At 61.1% G+C, this 19,380-nt stretch carries 14 protein-coding genes; 5 read left to right on the top strand and 9 right to left on the bottom strand.

The features are described from left to right. Positions 1–10 precede the first annotated feature (10 nt). Both JF535_RS10760 and glyA read right to left on the bottom strand, forming a co-directional pair. Positions 11–1,411, bottom strand: a complete 1,401-nt coding sequence (locus JF535_RS10760; protein ID WP_207001959.1) for an L-serine ammonia-lyase — start codon at positions 1,409–1,411, stop codon at positions 11–13. A gap of 2 nt (positions 1,412–1,413) precedes the next feature. Continuing rightward, positions 1,414–2,709, bottom strand: a complete 1,296-nt coding sequence (gene glyA / locus JF535_RS10755) for a serine hydroxymethyltransferase (protein ID WP_207001957.1) — start codon at positions 2,707–2,709, stop codon at positions 1,414–1,416. A gap of 93 nt (positions 2,710–2,802) precedes the next feature. On the opposite strand from glyA, the gene JF535_RS10750 reads away from it, so the two are divergent. Genes JF535_RS10750 through JF535_RS10735 form a run of 4 tightly spaced genes read left to right on the top strand, consistent with a single transcriptional unit; the run spans position 2,803 to position 5,724 of the window. Further along, the gene (locus JF535_RS10750; protein ID WP_207001956.1) at positions 2,803–3,672 is read left to right on the top strand and encodes a LysR family transcriptional regulator; all 870 of its coding nucleotides are present in this window, start codon (positions 2,803–2,805) and stop codon (positions 3,670–3,672) included. Positions 3,673–3,723: 51 nt separating this feature from the next. Then, entirely contained in the window at positions 3,724–4,506 is a 783-nt protein-coding gene (locus tag JF535_RS10745) for a pseudouridine synthase (protein WP_207001954.1), read from the top strand. Between the two features lie 54 nt (positions 4,507–4,560). Then, complete coding sequence (locus JF535_RS10740; protein WP_207001952.1) at positions 4,561–5,055, top strand: GNAT family N-acetyltransferase; 495 nt, start codon at positions 4,561–4,563, stop codon at positions 5,053–5,055. A gap of 21 nt (positions 5,056–5,076) precedes the next feature. Next, a complete protein-coding gene (locus JF535_RS10735) occupies positions 5,077–5,724 on the top strand; it encodes an SOS response-associated peptidase family protein (protein ID WP_207001950.1) in 648 nt (215 codons plus the stop codon). Positions 5,725–5,809: 85 nt separating this feature from the next. On the opposite strand, the gene JF535_RS10730 is transcribed toward JF535_RS10735, so the two are convergent. Continuing rightward, positions 5,810–6,067, bottom strand: a complete 258-nt coding sequence (locus tag JF535_RS10730) for a cupin domain-containing protein (RefSeq protein ID WP_207001948.1) — start codon at positions 6,065–6,067, stop codon at positions 5,810–5,812. 267 nt (positions 6,068–6,334) lie between these two features. Beyond that, complete coding sequence (locus JF535_RS10725) at positions 6,335–8,629, bottom strand: TonB-dependent receptor (RefSeq protein WP_207001947.1); 2,295 nt, start codon at positions 8,627–8,629, stop codon at positions 6,335–6,337. A 289-nt stretch (positions 8,630–8,918) separates the two neighbouring features. On the opposite strand from JF535_RS10725, the gene JF535_RS10720 reads away from it, so the two are divergent. Further along, positions 8,919–10,877, top strand: a complete 1,959-nt coding sequence (locus tag JF535_RS10720; protein ID WP_207001945.1) for a tetratricopeptide repeat-containing sulfotransferase family protein — start codon at positions 8,919–8,921, stop codon at positions 10,875–10,877. A 29-nt stretch (positions 10,878–10,906) separates the two neighbouring features. On the opposite strand, the gene JF535_RS10715 is transcribed toward JF535_RS10720, so the two are convergent. The 5 genes from JF535_RS10715 to JF535_RS10695 form a co-directional block, all read right to left on the bottom strand. Then, entirely contained in the window at positions 10,907–12,772 is a 1,866-nt protein-coding gene (locus JF535_RS10715) for a tetratricopeptide repeat-containing sulfotransferase family protein (protein WP_207001942.1), read from the bottom strand. Between the two features lie 117 nt (positions 12,773–12,889). Next, positions 12,890–15,376 (bottom strand): TonB-dependent receptor, encoded by a 2,487-nt coding sequence (locus JF535_RS10710; protein WP_207001940.1) that lies wholly within the window; start codon positions 15,374–15,376, stop codon positions 12,890–12,892. A 266-nt stretch (positions 15,377–15,642) separates the two neighbouring features. After that, positions 15,643–16,701 carry an ester cyclase gene (locus JF535_RS10705; RefSeq protein WP_207001938.1) on the bottom strand — a complete coding sequence of 353 codons (1,059 nt, stop codon included), beginning with the start codon at positions 16,699–16,701 and terminating at the stop codon, positions 15,643–15,645. Positions 16,702–16,760: 59 nt separating this feature from the next. After that, complete coding sequence (locus tag JF535_RS10700) at positions 16,761–18,371, bottom strand: sodium:solute symporter family protein (protein WP_207001936.1); 1,611 nt, start codon at positions 18,369–18,371, stop codon at positions 16,761–16,763. Further along, positions 18,364–19,359, bottom strand: coding sequence for an ester cyclase (locus tag JF535_RS10695; RefSeq protein WP_242523794.1), 996 nt, complete (start codon positions 19,357–19,359; stop codon positions 18,364–18,366). The genes JF535_RS10700 and JF535_RS10695 overlap by 8 nt, the downstream gene beginning before the upstream one ends. Between the last annotated feature and the right edge of the window lie 21 nt (positions 19,360–19,380).

Raw genomic sequence — 19,380 nt, 5'->3', positions numbered from 1 at the left:
GTTCTTTTCCTTAACATTCGATCACGCTGACGGGTAAATCGATGGCGTTTACCGCCAGGCCACCGCGCGCGGTTTCTTTGTATTTGTCCTGCATGTCGCGACCGGTGTCGCGCATGGTGCGAATGACTTTGTCGAGGGAGATAAAGTGTTCGCCATCACCGCGCAGAGCCATGCGCGCCGCACTGATCGCTTTCACGGAAGCCATGGCGTTGCGTTCGATACAGGGCACCTGTACCAGGCCGCCGACCGGATCGCAGGTAAGACCCAAGTTGTGCTCCATGGCAATTTCCGCCGCGTTTTCCACCTGCTGTGGGGTCCCGTCCAGCACTTCCGCCAGCCCGGCCGCGGCCATGGAACAGGCGGAGCCCACCTCCCCCTGACAGCCCACTTCCGCACCGCTGATGGAGGCGTTTTTCTTGAACAGAATGCCCACGGCGGCAGCGGTGAGCAGAAAACGGATCACGTCTTCTTCCGTGGGGTTGCGGGAAAAGCGCATAAAGTAATGCAGCACCGCCGGGATAATGCCGGCAGCACCGTTGGTGGGCGCGGTCACGATGCGCCCGCCGGCTGCGTTTTCTTCATTCACCGCCAGCGCATACAGGCTCACCCAGTCCAGCGCCGACAAAGGGTCAGACAGGCAGGCTTCCGGGCGGCTGCGCAGTTGCTGGTAGAGATTGGCCGCGCGGCGCTTCACCTTGAGCCCGCCGGGCAGGATGCCCTCGTTGTGCATGCCGTTGGTCACGCAGTCCTGCATTACCTGCCAGATTTTCAGCAGGCCGGCGCGGGTCTCCGCTTCGCTGCGCCAGGCCGCCTCATTGGCCAGCATTACATCGCTGATCTTGAGATTTTCGCGTTTGCAGATCGCGAGCAGCGCTTCCGCAGTGTCGAACTCGTAAGGCACCACCAGCGCCTGCTCCAGGGCATTTTCTGCCTGCGCCTCCGCTTCGGTCACCACAAAGCCACCGCCAATGGAGTAGTACACCTCTTCCGCCAGCACCCGCCCGCGCGCATCCAGCGCGCTAAAGCGCATACCGTTGGCGTGCAGCGGCAATTCTTCCTCACCGATCAGCAGCAGGTCCTGCTGCGGATCAAACGGAATCACCCGCTCCCCGGCCAGGTTCAGGCTGCAGCACTGCTCGATCGCGGCCACACGTTCATCCACAGTACTGGTATCCACCCATTCCGGTTGCTCACCTTCCAGCCCCAGCATGACCGCCTTAGTGGTGCCATGGCCGACACCGGTGGCGCCGAGCGAGCCGAACATATGTGCGGTCACGCGCGACACCTCCGCAAAGCAGCCCTGGTCCCGCAATAACTGCAGGAACAGGCCCGCCGCCTTCATCGGACCCACGGTGTGGGAACTGGAAGGGCCGATGCCGATCTTGAACAGGTCAAAAACACTCAGCGACATGATCACGCGGCTCCGTGAGACTGGGCCGTGGGATACACCGGAAAGCGTGCACACAGTGCCGACACATTCGCGCGCACGCGCGCCTGCACTTCCGCCAGTGCTTCCGCTTCTGACGGCGCAAGCTGTTCCAGGATGTCGCACATCCAGTCCGCCAGCTGCTCCGCCTCCGCGGTACCCATGCCGCGTGCGGTAATCGCCGGCGTGCCGATGCGCACACCGCTGGTCACGAACGGCGACTGCGGATCATTGGGTACCGTGTTCTTGTTGACGGTGATATGCGCCGCGCCCAGCGCCGCGTCTGCGGCCTTGCCGGTTACGCCGCGCTTGCTCAAGTCGATCAGCAACAGATGGTTTTCGGTACCGCCGGAGACGATGTCGAAACCGCGCCCCATAAATACCGCCGCCATCGCCTTGGCGTTATCGATCACACGCTGCTGGTAGGTCACGAACTCCGGTGCCAGCGCTTCCTTGAACGCCACCGCTTTGGCGGCAATCACGTGCATCAGCGGGCCGCCCTGAATACCGGGGAAAATCAGGGAATTGAATTTTTTGCCCAGCCCCTCCGGGTCGCGGGACAGAATCAGGCCGCCGCGGGGCCCGCGCAGAGTTTTGTGGGTTGTGGTGGTCACCACATCCGCCACCGGCACCGGGTTGGGATACAGGCCCGCCGCCACCAGGCCAGCCACATGCGCCATATCCACAAACAGATAAGCACCCACCTTGTCGGCAATGGCACGGAAGCGGGTCCAGTCCATGATTTGGGAATAGGCCGAGAAGCCGGCCACGATCATTTTCGGCTTGTGCGCCAGCGCCAGTCGCTCGACTTCGTCGTAGTCCACTTCGCCGGTCTCGGGGTTGAGGCCGTACTGCACCGCGTTATACAGGCGGCCGGAGAAATTCGGCTTGGCGCCGTGGGTCAGGTGCCCACCGTGATCCAGGGACAGGCCGAGAAAAGTATCCCCCGGCTGCAGCAGGGCCATGTACACCGCCGCATTGGCCTGGGAACCGGAGTGCGGCTGCACGTTGGCGTACTCGGCACCAAACAGCTCCCGGGCGCGGTCAATCGCCAACTGCTCCACCACATCCACATGCTCACAACCGCCGTAGTAGCGCTTGGCCGGATAGCCCTCGGCATACTTGTTGGTGAGTACCGAGCCTTGGGCGGCCATAACCGCCTGACTGGTGTAGTTCTCTGACGCAATCAGCTCAATGTGTGCTTCCTGACGCGCGCGCTCGGCCTGGATTGCGGCATACACGTCACCATCGACGTGCTTGAGGTAGGTCTCTATCGGGTCCATGGACTGCTCCTGATTCTTATCTATTGAGGGATGCTAGCCCCGGGGATAGAATCTGTTAAATTTATACTTCTGATCCTCCTATAAGATTTTCTTATGCAGCTTTCTCACAAGAACCTCCCCACCGAATGGCTGCGCACGCTGGTCACCGTGGTCGACAACGGGGGATTCAGTCAGGCCGGGGAACTGCTCGCGCGCACGCAGCCTGCGATCAGTCGGCAGATCAAGGAATTGGAAGAACGGTTGGGCAGGCAGCTGCTGTTGCGGTCCGGCCGCACCCTCAACCTGACGGAGAGCGGCCTGCGGGTGTACGACCAGGCAAAGAAAATCCTCGTCCTCAACGACGAGCTGGTGTTCGAGTTCAGCGGCGCCTCGGTAACCGGCAAGCTGCACCTGGGTATTCCCAGTGAATTCGCCTCGGTACTGCTACCGCGCATCATCGGCCAGTTTTCCCAGAGCTACCCGGAGGTGTCCCTGGAAGTCACCAGTGACCTCAGCCGCAACCTGCTGGCCAAGGGCCAGCGGGACCGCTTTGACCTGATACTGGCACTGCAGGAAAAACCCGACAGCGCGGAAGGCCAGCTGGTGATTCGCGATGACCTGGTGTGGGTGGCCAGCCACAAGCATTCCGCGCACCTGCTGAAGCCGCTGCCACTGGTGCTGGCACCGGATGGCTGTATGTACCGCAAGCGCGCCGAAGCGGTGCTGCAATCGGCGGGTATCGCCTCGCGCAATGTGTTTACCATTCCCGACCTGAACGGCATCCAGTCGGCCCTGGAAGCCGGGCTCGGCATCACCGCCCTCACCCGCAGCACCGTGCCGGAATCCCTGCGCGTACTGCGCCCTTCCCGCAGCCTGCCCAAGCTGGGGGAAATCGGCATCGGCCTGCATTTCAAGCACCGCCGCCCGAGCGAAGCCGCTTTGCGTCTTGCCGAACACTTGCAGAGTGGCCTCAGCCTGAGCTAGAACAGTCGCTGCTGCGACGTCCCCAAACCTTTTTACCGGCACCCCACTCCGATGACACCCGAGCTGCTCTTCGAAGATGACCACCTGATCGCCGCCTACAAGCCCGAAGGCTGGCTGGTGCACCGCTCCGATATCGACAAGTACGAAGACCGCATTCTCCTGCAGTACCTGCGCGATCTTGTCGGCGCGCACCTGTACCCGGTGCACCGGCTCGACAAACCCACCTCCGGCGTGATCGTTTTCGGCAAGAGCGGCGCGGCCGCGGCCAAATTGCAGGCACAGCTCGACAGTGACAGCGCCGTAAAGCAGTACCTGGCGGTGTGCCGGGGCTACTGCCCCGAGCAGGGCATCATCGACCACCCGCTGCCCCCCGTCGCCGACTTCAAGCACCAGCGCAAACGGCCCAAAAGCGACCTGCCCAAGCAGAGCGCCATCACCCTCTACCGGCGCATCGCCACCGTCGAGCTGCCCTACCCGGTGGACCGCTACCCCAGCAGCCGCTACTCACTGGTGGAAGTCGAACTGAAAACCGGCCGCCGACACCAGATCCGCCGCCACTTCAAACACCTGTCGCACCCGCTGATTGGCTGCCCCAAATACGGCAAGTCCACCCACAATCACTTCTTCGCAGAACAACTGCACTGTGCAAGACTATTGCTGCATGCCTACCGGCTGTGCTTACGACACCCGGAAACCGGTGAGGAAATGACTTTCGTGGCACCGCCCAAGGGATGCTTTAGGTCGCTGCTGAAACAGTTTGGCTGGCGCTTGCCGGATAGCCCGACCTCACCGGCGGTCGCGCTGGCCGAACATACCCAGCAACCACGCAATTAGCGGGTACGTTTTCAGCACCGCGCCACCACAGCAATCAGACTCGACCAGACTGCCATGCCAAAGACTCAGCCCCAGCCTACGCCCGAGCACTACTACCGCTGGTCCTCATTCGACGAGCTTACAACCCGCGAGCTATACGATATCCTGCGCGCACGGCAGGAAGTGTTTGCGGTGGAACAGGCATGTGTCTACCAGGACGCAGACGGCAAAGACCAGAACGCCTGGCACCTCACCGGCTGGAGCGGCGCATCCGACAATCCAACCCTGGTCGCCTACCTGCGCGTTGTAGCGCCGGGAGCAAAATATGCTGAACCCTCCATCGGACGGGTGCTGACCTGCCAGAGCGTGCGCGGCACAGGAATCGGTCGGGAATTGATGCGGCTGGGGATTGAGCACACCCAGCGGGAATGCCCGGGGGCGCCAATACGCATATCGGCGCAGCTCTATTTAAAGCGTTTCTATTCAGCACTCGGCTTCACCCAAACCTCAGAAATCTACGACGAAGACGGTATTCCGCATATCGAAATGCTGTATACCCCGTCGGACTGAGCGCAAAAACAAGGTAAGGGTATGTGCAGCCTCTTTGATGTAGACGACGATGCAGGCCTCGAGCGGTTCATCGAAGACCACGGCATTCACCATCCACAACGCCTGCTATTTGGCCGGCGACGACGCCCCACCACCAACGTCAGTATCGTCACCGCCCGCCACGGCCACGCGACGATTGAAAATGCGATCTGGCACCTTTACCTGCAGCGCGAAGGCGATCGCTGGAAGCCTCACCAAAAATACTGGTCCATCAACAGCAACTGGAAAAAACTGGGCCAGCGCCCGGAATACCGGAAATCCCGCTGCCTGATCCCCGCCACCGCCTGGGTGGAAAGCCAACATGGTAAAAACCCCGTGGAATTCAGCTTCGGCGATCACCAGCCGTTCTTCTTCTGCGGGCTGTATAAAAGCTGGGGAGAGACCTTGAGCTGCAGCATCATTACTCTGGATGCGCACCCGGATACAGCGCAATACCATGAAAAGAGCTTTCCCATGATCGCGCCGGATAACCACGACTTTATTACGCGCTGGCTTGGCCCGAGCGAAGATACCCTGCCGTTTGAGCCCTACTTGCGCGCGGATAAAACCATCACTGGAGCGCCGCTCATTGTCCAACCGGTAACCAGAGCCACCGTTACGGAATACGTGGGAGCGCGGCAGGAAGTGTAAAAAGATGGGCTGATGAAAAATTCAGCTGCAGGGAACCGGGCAGGAGTGTCATTACCGAACGATAATTAAAGAGAACTCACGATAGCTATCCATAAAACACGGCCAGCCAGATTGTCGCCTCATCGGGGCTCGTCCAGATAACCCGATGGCGCTGATGCGCGGGAATGTTGACGAAGTCCCCGGCTTTCAGCGACCGCCCGGCCTCCTGGAGCAACACAACCCACCCGCTTTCGTCCTGATCGTACCAATCGCCTTCGTGAGTGGTGTACCCCTGTGAAAAATAGCCGTCATCGTTTGCCAGATGCTCAAGCGCGAGCCCCTGTTGTGCCAATTCCAGTAGCATTTATCTGCATAGCAAGCAGGAGACCTCTGATTCTGACACTGGGTGTTTGTTTGAGACATGGCCGGGAGACTTGGGAAGGTTTTCAAACTGCCCCAGCTTTCAGCTAAAAATACTTTTCATGAAATGAATGCAGGCTTTGCACGTACCGCAAAGTCCCTGAAAATCATTCAAAGAAAGAACCTTTGTCTCCAAAGCCCCCTTGGAACTTAAACAAAAAAGCCCGGCACTAGCCGGGCAAATTGTTCACGGTACAAACAAGAGAGAAACTCAGAAGTGGTAGCTGACGTTCATGCCCCAGGTGCGCGGGTTGCCAAAGTTGGCCTGCAGGGAAGCGATGCTCGGGTCGGCACTCGGGTTGAAGACCACCACGCGGTTCAGCACTGCCTCGTCTTCCAGGTTCATCACAAAGGCCTGTACCTCGGTAGATGCAGACGGGGACTCCCAGATCAGGCGCAGGTCGGTCTTGGTGTAGGCGTCCTGCTTTGCTCCCTCGACGTTGATGTCGTAGGCATAGTAGTCAGCGGAGTAATAGGTCTGCAGGTACGGACGGATACGGCTGCCATCGTTCAGCAGGAAGTCGTAGCTGACCTGCAGGCCGAGGGTCATATCCGGTGACAGTGCGGGGCTGTAACCCTTCAGATCGAGCAGCGGTGCATCCGGGTCAGTCAAGTCCTGGCGACCATCCAGGCTGCCCAGCCCCTGAACCTTGGAAACCTCGTAGCGATCAAACTCCGCGTTCATGAAAGCCGCGGAAGCGGAGATGCGCCAGTTCTCTGCCGGAATCCAGGTGGCCTCAAGCTCCAGGCCGGTGGAATCCAGTGAACCGCCGTTTTCGGTGAATTCGCTGGCTGTGCCATTCAGCACCACGAACGACTGGGCTTGCATATTGCGATACTGGTTCAGGTAGGCCGCCGCATTAAACACCAGCGCATTGTCGAACCAGGCACTCTTGTAGCCAATTTCCCAGGCCTTGACGGTCTCCGGGTCATAGGTCAGAGGAACCCCTTCCCGCACGAAATTGATACCACCAGCGCGGTAACCGGTAGAAACCTGGCCGTAAACCATCTGGTCGTCGTTCAGGTCGAACTCGACCGCACCCTTCCACAGGATGTCGTCCCACTCACCGGGTACGCCCTGTCCTTCCAGTGCATCCACCACCACATCATCACCCTCGATACGCCAGGTGCTCCAGTCGAGCGGGTCGCGCTGCTGCTTGGAATCCTCGGCATAGCGCAGACCAGCGACGAAACGCAGGTCTTCGGTGGCGTGGAGCGTAGCGTGGCCGAAATAGCCCACGGAATCACTGGTGTAATCGCCCTGGTTATCCCAGTGCGGAATTTCAGGCGTGCCACTGGAGCGCTCCAGCCAGTTCCAGCCACTGGCCTGCTCGAACCAGTAAGCGCCCAACATCCACTCCAGCGCACCGTCGCCGTTGGAGCTCAGCTGCAGTTCGTGGGAGCGGGTGTTCTGATCGGAAACCCAGCCGACGAAACCACTGGTGTCTCCGTCACCGCCATCGGTGTAATCCGGGTCGTAAGTTTGCTCACCGTCAAACTGGGTGTAGTTGCCGGTGTACTGCAGCGATGCAAAGCCCAGATCGGCCTTCACCGCCAACGTGGCGAAGTCGGATTGCAGGTCTACGCTGGACGCCATATTGCGAGCAACCTTCCACGGGCCCTGGTCAAAATTGTCGGAAGCGTCGTCCGGTGCGAACTGGTGACCGTCCACATAGACGCCGTCGCGGTAGGCACCGATCTGCTGGTAGCCCCAGATAGCGGAGCCATTGCCGCCCTGGTCAGAGGTGCCGGCACGCAGGGTGATATCCAGCTCGTCCATCGGCTGCCAGCGCAGGCTGCCGCGGAAGTAGCTGATGTCTTTGTCGTTCATGTCGTCGGCAGAGCCGTTAACGACGGTATTCTCAATGTAACCGTCATGCGCTTCATCCATCATGGCGAAGCGCACCGCCAGGGTATCGGTGATGGGGACATTCATCGCGCCCTCAAACTTGTGGCGGTCATAGGAGCCCCCCAGCGCGGACACATAGCCATTGACGGAGTCGAAGTCCGGGGCGCGGGTATGAATATTGATGGTGCCGCCGAATGTGTTGCGGCCGTACAGGGTGCCCTGTGGGCCGCGCAAAACTTCAACGCGCTCCACATCGACATAGGCGCCGGTGGCCTGGGTGGTGGTGGGAACGTAGACGCCGTCCTCGAAGATACCCACCACCTGTTCGGCCTCGGAGCCAACATTGTTGGTGCGAGTACCGCGAATGGCCAGGCGCACTTCGCTACCGGACTGACCGAACTGCATGCCGGGAACCAGGTTCTCGAGGCGGGATACATCCTCAATACCGCCCATCTTCAGGGCCTCCTCGCCGAGCGCGGTCACGGATACGGAAACATCCTGCACGCTGGCTTCGCGCTTGGTGGCGGTGACGGTCAGCTCCTCGATGGCGCCGCCGGCCTTGGCCTTGTCCTCGGACTGGGCGTCCTGCTGGGCCATTGCCCCCCCGGAAATCGCCAGGCTGATGCCCAGATACAGCGCCTTCCTCGTCATTTGCATGTCACTCTCCTGAGTTGTGGTCTTTTATTTTTATGTCTGCACAAACCTCGGCAGCCGAGCCTTTTGTACTTCGAATTCAAAACGCTGTCAAACATCGATTGATCGATATCAATCTCACCACCTGCAGAGTTAAACGCCATATAACGGGCAAAAACTGAAATTTTTATGCAGAAACCCCCGCTAAAGCCATTGAAAATGGCAGCATGCTAACTGGATGGGAACAGCTCTTCTTGCGCAGCTTTCTAGCCATTTGTTGACTTCGGAACCACAAGAAGGCGTAATCGATGGGATGAAGCATCTGCCCCGAGCCCTCGAACTCTACCGACGCGGCGACAACGACGGCGCCCTCGCCAGCTGCCTGCAGGCGCTGCAGCAGCCCGCCCCGCCGGCGGCGACCTATGCCCTCGCCGGGGAGCTTCTGCTGCGCCGCCGCGAGTGGCCGCGTGCGGAAGCCCTCCTGCGCCGCGCCACCGCACTCACCCCGCAAGATGCGGCCGTGCGCTTCAACCTGGGCGCGGCGCTGGCCCAGCAGGGCCAGTCCGGTGCGGCCCTACTGGAATTCGAGCGGTGCCTGCACCACGATGCCCGCAACCCCGACTTTCTCAATGCCGCCGGCAACTGCCTGCGCCTGCTGGGCCGCACCGATGAGGCGCGCCCGTTGCTGGAGCGCGGCCTCAGCATCGCCCCCCGCCACCCCGGGCTGCACGAGAACCTGGGCTGGCTGGAACTGGAGAAGATACCCGCCCGCGCCCGCACCCATTTCGATGCTGCCGCAGCCGCCGGCAACCGTTCGCCCGGTGTCGCTCGCGGTCTCGCCGAAGCTCTGTTGGGCATGGGCCAGCCGCAGAAAGCCGAGCAGCTATTGCGGTCTGCCCTGCACGTCTTTCCCCGCAGCGCGGAACTGCACCACTGCTTGGGTGTGGCGCTGGTGCGCCAGAACCGCACCGCGGAAGCGGCAGCGGCCTACCGGCGTGCGCTGGAGATCGACCCGAGCCACGCGGCCGCGCGCACCAATTTGGCGGTACAACTGGAATATCTCGGCCTGCTGGATGAAGCCGAGCGGGAACTGCGCGAGACCCTGCACCGCCATCCGCACCAGCCAGACGCGCTGTTTCACCTGGCGTTCCTGAAGAGCGCTGACCTGGCCGCGGCAGATGCACAGTCGCTGCGGGACGCATTGGCAGACGATGGGCTGGCGGAGCTGGCGCGCTACCGCCTGCACCTGGCCCTGGGGCGGGTGCAGGACCAGCTGGGTGAACCGCGAGAAGCGATGGAAACGGTGCTGGCCGGGCGGCGTATCGCCGCACGGACCAGCGTTTACGACCCGGCTCGCGACAGCGCCCAGGGCGCGCAACTGGTCGCCAGTCACCCGGCTGAGCTAGTGCGAACCGGGGGCGCGCCCGCCGCATCGGAAACGACGCTACCCACAGTCGTGTTTATTGTCGGGATGCCGCGCTCAGGCACCAGCCTGGCAGAGCAGGTGCTGGCCAGTCACCCGGCCACCTGTGCACTGGGCGAGACCGGCATTGCCACTTCCATCGAAGCGACGCTGCGCGAGTCTTGTGGTGGCGAGTACCCGGTGGACTGGGGCGCACTCCCCGACGGGCTTTTACCGGCACTGCGGCGGCAGTTGCGGGAACAGTTGCGCAGTCGCGCGGAGGCCGCTCTGAACGGCGATACGACCGCAGCCGACAGAGAAAGGACGAGCGAAAAGGTCATCGTGGAAACCAGCCCCGCCAACCACGCCCTGGTGGGCATGCTGGCGGTGCTACTGCCGGAGGCGCGCTTTGTGCTGTGTGAACGCGCACCGCTCGATACCTGCGTATCGATCCTGCAGCACCCGCTATCGGCGCGGCACGACTACGCTCACCGCCTTGACCATCTGGCCCACCGGGTGCGGGAATTCGACAGGCTGCAGGCGCACTGGCTTACTGCCCTGCCCGGGCGCTGCCAGCGACTCACCTACGAGGCACTGGTGACCCATCCCGAGCCCACTATTCGCGCGCTGCTCGCGGGACTCGACCTGTCCTTCGATCGCACCTGCCTGAGCCCGCACCTAACAGAGCGCGCGGTGCGTACACCCAGCGCCGCACAGGTGCGCGCGCCAATGAGTACGAGTGCCTGCGGCCGCTGGAGAAAGTACCGGGAGCCACTGGCGCCGCTGCTGCAGGCGCTCGAGGCCAGTGAGGCCGTGTATCAGGCGCGGCTTGCAAAAGTCGCGCCCCGGTTAGATGTCACGCCCGATTAGAATCTACGCCCGGCACAAGCTGTCCGACGCTACTTTTCTGCAAGCGCCTCGATCAATGGCTGCAGGTGCTGCTCGTAGGGGCGCCAGGCCCCAACCGCACTCCGGTAGATCGGCTGGCGCACCTGGCTGGCACTGGGCGTGCGCACCTGCCGCCTGGCTTCGTAGAACGCCAGCATGGCTTCCTCGAAGTCAACGCCGATAAACGCCGCCATGCCCCGCGCCTGGGCTTCCAGATCGGCCACAGTGTCCTCATAGCGCACGTCCAGGATCCGGCCGGGATACAGGGTTTTCCAACAATCCATCATGTCTTCGTACAGCCCGTAGTGGTGCGCCAGTGCGGCCAGGCTGTGGGAGTACTCCTGATTGTGGGCGAATGGCAACTTGAAGATCGAGAAGCAGTTATCGATGGGGTTGCGCTGGCAGTGAATAAACCGAGCGTCAGGAAAGACTTCAGCCAACAGGCCCAGGCACTGATAGTTCATCGGCGTCTTGTCCAGCACGATCGCCGAACCCGCCAGCTTCTGTGGGATCCGCTGCCGGTACTCGCCCGCGAGCTGCGCCAGCTGTTGTTCGGTCAAACCAGACATGCCAGCGGGATAGGCAGTACCGGTGAGCGCCTGCACGCGGTTGGTCATGTCATAGGCGAAACTCACCTCACCCAGGCTGCCAATGGCAGAGTGCGAAGCCAGTACCTGATCAGTCAGAGAGGTCCCCGAGCGCGGCATGCCGATAACAAACAACATTCGCGGCGCAGCAATCGGGACGGCAAAGGCCTCCGCACGCGTCTTGAACTGCGTGGCATTGGTGAGGAGCGCATCTTTATCGGCCGCGCGTTTTTGCTCGTCGTAGGGAAAACGCTTGGCGCGGAAGGCGTTAGCTTTGCTCCACGCGGCGAACGCTTTCTCACTTTCACCATTTTTGTCGTAGGCCTCTCCCAGCCCGAAATACAGGTAGGCGGCATCGGCTTCGTCGTTTTCAATACCCGGCCGCGCGCACAGCTTTTCCATGTGCGCCAGCTCCTCCGGCGTACTGGTGCGCCCCTTGATTTGTGCCAGCTGGTAATGCGGCGTGATCACGTCGGGCGCCAGCCGGATCGCCTCCTTAAAGCATTCCACGGCGCGGGGCTTGTCGCCGGTCTGCTCATAAATAATGCCCAGACTGCAGTGCGCCTGGGCGTGGTCGGGCTTGCGGCGCAACAGCTGCCGCAGGGTGTCCAGCGCCGCCTGCGTGTCCTCCGCCTCCCGCTGCGCGGTGGCGAGGCCGAGCAGGGCCTCGTAAAAATCCGGGTTGTGCTGCAGGGCGGTTTCATAGGCCCTGACGGCCTCAGCGTAGTGCGATGTGCGGCGGCAGATTTCGCCGCGGTTGTAGTGCGCCTCGGCCAGGGACGGATCCAGTTGCAGGGCGCGCTCCACCGCCCTTTTGGCATTGCCCAACTCGTCCAGCTCCACAAACGCATGCGCCAGGTTGCTCCAGCACAGCGCAAAATTTGGATTCCTTTTCAGCGCCTCATCGAAGCATTTCACCGCCTCCTGAAACCGACCGGTGTCCTTGAACACGCTGCCCAAATTATTCCAGGCGGGCGGATTTTCGGCGTTCAGATTCAGCGCGCTGCGCAGACTTTTCTCCGCCTGCTCGAGCTGCCCGATTTTGCGGTAGGCGAGGCCGAGGTTACTCAGCGCCTGGTGGTCCTGCGGCCGGACTTCCAGCGCGCTGGAAATCAGCGTCACCGCCTCTTCCGCTCGCTCGCTGTTCACGCACAGCATGCCGAGTAAATTGAGCGCAGCCACATTACTGGCATCCTGCGCCAGTACCGCGCGGAACTTTTGCTCGGCCTCGGCCAGCTGGCCCTGGCGGTAGAGTGAAAGTCCGGATTGCAGTAAATCTTGAAATTGCATAGTGATCGAGCGTCGCGTGCCAATAAGTGAATCGGGAAACAGGCCAAGAAAAAAGCCACGCGCAGAGGCGTGGCTTTTCAGCGTAACAGCCATCCCTGGCCGAAAGGGAAAGCCCCTTTAGAAGTTGTAGCCTACACGGATCCCAGCGGTGCGCTGACGACCATAGTCCGCCATGATGCGACCGTTACTGAACACGTTCTGCGAAACCTTGTACAACTCGTCGGTAGCGTTGTTGACATAGGCCTTCACAGACAGGTTTTCAACCGGCGTCTCCCAGGTGGCGCGCAGGTCCATGGTGGTATAACCATCCTGGCGGCTGAACGGGAATTCCTCGTTCATGGTCTTGTAGTCCGCCTGGTGATAGAAAGTGACACCCGGGATGAGCATACCCAGGTTGCCCAGGTCCAGCATATAAGACACGTCGAGGTTCACGATGTAGCTCGGTGAAAACGCGGCCTCTTTACCATCGAGGATGTAGGTCGGCGGCGCGACCGGGCGATCGGTGTCACCGTCGGCGAACCAGCCACTGCGGCCAACGCGTACCGGGTAGTAGCCACCCTCCTCGTTATACGGCCCCTCAAAGAAGCGCGACTCGGTCAGCGCGTACTCGTCCAGGGTAGTGTCATCCAGCACCAGGCCCGCATTGACGGTCAGGGCATCGGTGGGCATCCACAACAGTTCCACTTCCAGGCCCTGGGAGCTCAGGCTGCCGCCGGACTCCTGGCGAGCCAGGATGGTGTTCGCCGTCTGCTCGTACACGGTGTAGGAGAGCCCGGTGTACTCGCTGTGGTACAGCGCCGCGTTCAGACGCAGGCTGTCGCTCAGGTCGGACTTCATACCGAATTCGAAGGCGTCCAGCTCGTTGGGATCCAGAATCTGGGTGCCAGAGGCGCCGCCGGGGATGTAACCGGTGGAGAAGCTGCCGTACAGGTTGATGGCATCGTTCAGGACGTAGTTGAACGCCAGCTTGTAGTCGGTATGACCGACATCGTTGTACTCGTTGCGCGACCACTCCGCGGTTTCGGTGTAGTAGCTGGCATCGGTGTAGCCGGAAACGGGCTTCACGTAGGAGGCCGGTGCGGAGTAACACCAGCACCAGTTGGGGTCAGCGCTGTAGTTGCGGTAACCAAAGCCGGAGTCTTCCTGGCGACGGATGCCGGCAGACACAGTCAGGTCGTCGGAAATATCGTATTCCGCATTCGCGTAGATCGCCCGCGACTTGCTGCCGTAGAAGTCCCAGTAGGTCCAGGACGGCACGTAGTTGGCACTCATGTCGTTGGCGTCATTGTAAGCCCAGACGTAGGTGCCGTTGTTTTTGTCCGGGTCGGAGGCGTCAGACCAGTAGAAACCCAGGCCCCAGCGGAAAGCACCGTCGGACTTGGAGTTCAGTACCACGTCTACCTGGTCGCCTTCGCTTACGCTGGTGTTGCCGTCGATCACACCAGTCCAGCGGCGGCCGCTGACCCAACCGGAGTCGGCGTAGGTGCGCGGGTCCCACAGGGCGGGATCAATGGCGTCGCTCTGGTCCACATCCCAGACATTCAGGTTCTCGGATTCACTGTGGCGCGCGCGCAGGGTCAGGTCGGCAAAACCGATGTCCCAGTTCAGTTCAAATTCCAGGGCTTCGGTTTCGTTCTGCCAGGTGTTCTCAAAGTCACCCGTCACTTCGTAGTAACCGGTGGGGTTGGTACCCGGGTTACCGTTGTGATAAGTGCGGCCACCGGCAGCCGTGTTGCCCGCAATGGTGCCCTTGCGCGGGTCCAGCACATCGCCGAAGGGGGACGCGCGGCCGGTGTCAGAATTGATGGGGATGCCCACATAGTGGTAGCCGTAGTTGGCGTTACCCATGGAGTCGTTGTCCCATTTGCTGTAGGACAGGTTCATATCCACTGTGTCGGTGGGCGCGAAGAATACCTGGGCGCGCACGTAGTGGTTGTTTTCGTCACGCAGGCCGCCCTCGGGGTTGCCCTTGTTCTCAATCAGCGGGTCCTGATCGGTATTACTGGCGGTCAGGCGCACGGCCAGTTTGTCCGACAACGGCAGGTTAACAAAACCTTCCTGCTTGAACAGGCCGTAGTCACCGGCGGTTACCGATACGCCATAATCGAAGGCCTCGGTATCCGGTTTCTTGTGGATGATGTTCACCAGGCCACCCAGGGTGTTGGCACCATACAAAGTGCCCTGCGGGCCGCGCATCACTTCAACGCGCTCTACATCGAGCCAGCCGGCCCAGCTGGTGCCGCCGGCGAGGCCGTTGGTGTAGAGAGGGACTGCCGCGCCGTTCAGGCCGGCCACGCCGCCGCCGCGCATTTTGAAGCTGGGCCAGGGGCCCTGCCAGGACACTTTCAGGCCCGGTGCCACCTTGACCAGATCAACACTGCTCTGGATGCCCAGCTCCGTGAGCATCTCGCCGGATACCGCGGTCACTGCCACCGGTGTTTCCTGCAAGCTGGTTTCGCGCTTGGTGGCGGTGACCATCACTTCTTCGACGGTACGACTCTGCTCCTGGTCCTGCGCGAAGGCTACCGGGCTGCCAGCCGCGGCTGCCACAATGGATGCGGCCAGTAAATTGCGATGAAAAGCGCGGTTGTTATCGTTGTACATAGCTTTGCTCTCTATTACCTAAAACACGGTCTACTCCAGCGTGCAAAGCGCAACCCATCCTGTGTCGCGTGGAATTCAGCGGCTGTGCAATATATCACCACCAGATCCCTATGCACCTTGTACTTCGGATGCAAAAAGCAGTCAAATCTTTTTACAAACGCGACCTTCCGGTCCGGTCTCTTCCTGACCCGCTACCGGTCGACCTTTGCCGCAGGCTCCCTGCCTTGCAGCACGCGGGCACACCATCCACCCAGGGTGCCTGCGAATTACTCCTGGCCTTGCACCTGCGCCAGGCGCGCGCGCTGCACCTGAGTCAGCACCGCCAGTTCGTCGAATACCAACCACTCCTCGACCACCTTGCCGCCCTCGAAGCGGTAGTGGCTCTCGCCCAGGATCAGAAGCGGCGCGCCAGTAGCCTCGCCCCAGCGGCCGTTGCCGGTGTGGTGGCCGGCGATGACCCAGCGCACGGCGACGTGCGGGTCGGCATCGTTCATGGAATTCACACAGCTGTAGTCCGCCGAAATCTTCGCATCCGGCATCGCACCGAGGATTTCCATGTAAAAGCGGGAAATGCTGGTTACCCCTTCCAGGTCGTCGCGAGCCGAGGCGTGCAGGCGTGCGTTTTCGGCGTACACCAGATTGCAGTCACCCAGCATGCGTGCGTTCCAGATATTGTGCAGTGCGGTCGCGATAAAGCCGGCGCGGTCCTCGGTCACGGACGGATAGGCTGTGCGCTCGCGGCCGCTGGCGGAAACACGCTGGTGCTCGCTGGTGAGCCACTTGGCGAATGTGCTGGCCGGGTCCAGTGGCTTCTGCGCCAGCTGGGTAGCCACCTCAAGGGGCTCGTAGCCGAGCTGCTCGGCCAGTGAATAGTTGTCGCGCACCAGCCACTCTTCGACAATCTTGTTGTCCTTGCACACACAGTGGGCGATCACCTGGATCTGCACGCGCTTGCCGGTCGCCGGGCCGAATTCATTTGGCCCCAGATTGGTCATGTTGGTGCAGATCAGGTGCGAGGAGTGGTAGCCCGTCACGTCATCGCCGCCCCAGATAATGTTGTCTGCGTGCAGGGTGCGGTCCGGGTAGCCCGACAGGGTCTTGAGGGTGTTCTGCATCACCACCTCGGCCCCCTCCACATACCCGCCGAGGGTGTACACCGGGCAGTCCTCGGAGTAATAGTCGTGGCACAGGCCGACCTGCTTGCCCTCCCAAATGCGGTAGGTAATGCGAAGGATATAGTCGACGATATCGGTAAACTCCGCATCGAAACCGCGCATGTTACCTTCGGGGCCCTTCGCGGGTGCGTTGTCAAAATAGTCTTTCATGGCTTGTACAAACTCTACAAAAAATGGGCGCACCATCGGGTGCGCCCGCACAATCAAATTCAGGAAATACTCAGGTTAAAAACCACCAGGAAGGCAATGGACAAGACAAAGAAGACCAGCAGGCCATACGCCTGGCGGTCGACCCGTCCGGGAACGACAAACCAGTTGCCCTCCCGTTCTGCACGCCCGGTTTCAGCAAACAGTTTCTTCTGCCCGGCAATGGTGTACTCGGAGTATTCCGCCTGGGTGCCATCGAGGATGCGGCTGGCCACATAGGACACCACCATATTTACCACCCCGCCGATGGCCGCATACCAGGGCCAGGCCACATCGGTGTAATTGGCTACCCAGATCAGCACCGCAAAGCCCACGGCCACGCCGACCAACAGGCCGCGCTCGGTGGTGTTCTTGGAGAAGAACCCCAGCGCGAACATGCTAAGTTTGGCACCTACAAAGTAGGAACCCAGCTTGCTCAGGATCTCGAGGATGCTGCCGGTGCTGGAGGCGAACATCAGTGCGGGGATGATGATCAGCGCCGCCCAGAAAATGGTGAACAGGCGCGACACCACCAGGTAGTGCCGGTCATCGGCATCCCTGCGGTAGAAGCGCTTGTAGAAATCCAGGGTGGACACAGTCGACATGGAATTCAGTGCCGAGTCCAGGCTCGACATACTGGCTGCCAGCACCGCCGCCGCAATCAGGCCCATCAGACCGGGGAACCCGTACTCCGCCGCAAACTGCAGGATAATGGTGTTGCCGTTCTCGAACTCTTTGCCCTGATAGAAAAAATAGAACAGCACACCGAGCGCAATAAACAGGAAGTAAATAAAGAACGCGCCGTAACCCATCATCATCATGGATTTCTTGGCGTCACCGATGTTCTTTGCCGCAAGCGAACGCTGCACCATCATCTGGTTGGCACCGTAAATGGTGACATGGAACAACGTCATGGCGATGACACCGGACCAAACCGTGGTGACATTGGAAAAATCCAGATCGGTGACGATGGCATTGGTCATGCCCTGCCCTTTCAGTTCGGACAGCGCCGTCGCCAAGGGCACAGGCAACTGGTCAAGCAGCTGAAACACGATAATAAACGCACCCGCAAACAGGATTCCCGCCTGCACCACATCCGTCCAGATCACGGCCGCAAGACCGCCCATCATCGTGTACAGCAGTGCCGCAACCGTGACAATGGCGATGCAGGTTTGCACCGGCACCCCGGTAATGAATTCCAGCACCAGCGAAGTGGCATAAAGCACCGCCGCCGTGGTCAGGGTCTGCGAAATCAGGAACACACCCGCCATCACGCAGCGGGACGTCGCGCCGAAGCGCTTTTCCTGATATTCGTAAATGGAGGCCACGCCGCTGTTGTAGAAAAACGGCAGGAAGAAACTGACCACCAGAAAGATAACCAGCGGATAGTTCAGGTGAATCGCCATCACCGACAGGCCGTCGGTGTAGGCCCAGGCCGGCCCACCGAGGAACGTCAGCGCACTGACGTAGGTGCTGACCACGGAAATACCAATGGCCCACCAGGGGATACTGCGGTCACCGAGGAAAAAATCCTGTGACGAGTGCACCTTGCGCCCCATGGCCGCACCGATACCGATGCTGACTGCAAGGTAGGCGCTGAGTACCACCCAGTTGAGCAAACCAAATTCAGACATAGCGCTGACCCCGCTCCTGCAGCTGGCGCATCTGCTCAAACACATCCAGTCCCAGCTGCTTGAGCATGTGAATGATATCGATCCCCACCCAGTTTTCCCTGAGCAGGCCTCCCTCGCGGCGCCAGATGTCCATCACGCGCAGTTTGATGGTGCGCCCACTGGGTGCCAGGCCGAGCCAGCCCTCGCCACTGTGGGTCGCGGTCATGTGCGGCCAGCCGCCGGTGGACGCGTAATTGCCACAACCCACCAGGTTCTGCTTGCGGTCGACCACGCGATCCGGGAAAGCCCGCAGGAACGGGCCCTGGTGCTGGCGGCGGAAGCCATCGATACCGCGCGTGGTGCCGATACCGGCCGGCCCGTACCACATGAAGTCCGGCGTCCAGTACTCCGCCAGCGCCATGCTGTGCAGGGACTTGCCGTCGTAGCCACCGAGGCAGTCGAGCATCGCCTCGATCAGCTCGATACTGGCCCGCCCCTCTGCCGCCGTGCCCGGCACCAGCCCCAGGCTGGTATCCGACGGCGGCGGCACCAGGCCGGGAAAACCGAGGCCCGGGCGCAGCGGGTTTACCCCCACCTGAGTCATCAGGTCGAGGAAATCGAGGATCACATAGTACTCGGCGATCCGCTCGCCCTCGAAGCGCACCATTTCGGTATAGCGCAGGTAGGCCGGCGCGTTGCTCGCCGGGATGCCGAACAGGTCCCCGGCAAAAGTACCCATCAGGTAGCCGGTACCGTTGACCCACTGCTTGCCCTGGAACTCACCGGGAACCGCAATGTATTCCTTGCGCTCGAGATCCGGCATAGCCGCCAGCAGCGGCGCAAAGAACTGTTCAGCCACCTGCGCTGAGCCCTGCAGGTCGTTAATCGGGTGAGCGGCGCAAAAGGTCACATCTTCGGTCAGCAGCGGTGCGATCGCACTGGCGACGGCACCACTACTGGAAGGGGCCGCTGCGGCGGCCCCGTACATCTGCATTATTATTGTGTGCATAGTCTGTACATCGCGGTGGAA

The organism is Microbulbifer salipaludis (genome assembly GCF_017303155.1).
GTDB classification, from domain to species: Bacteria; Pseudomonadota; Gammaproteobacteria; order Pseudomonadales; family Cellvibrionaceae; genus Microbulbifer; species Microbulbifer salipaludis.
Note: the sequence above shows the minus strand (reverse complement) of the source record. Positions and strands in the feature narration are given on the sequence as shown.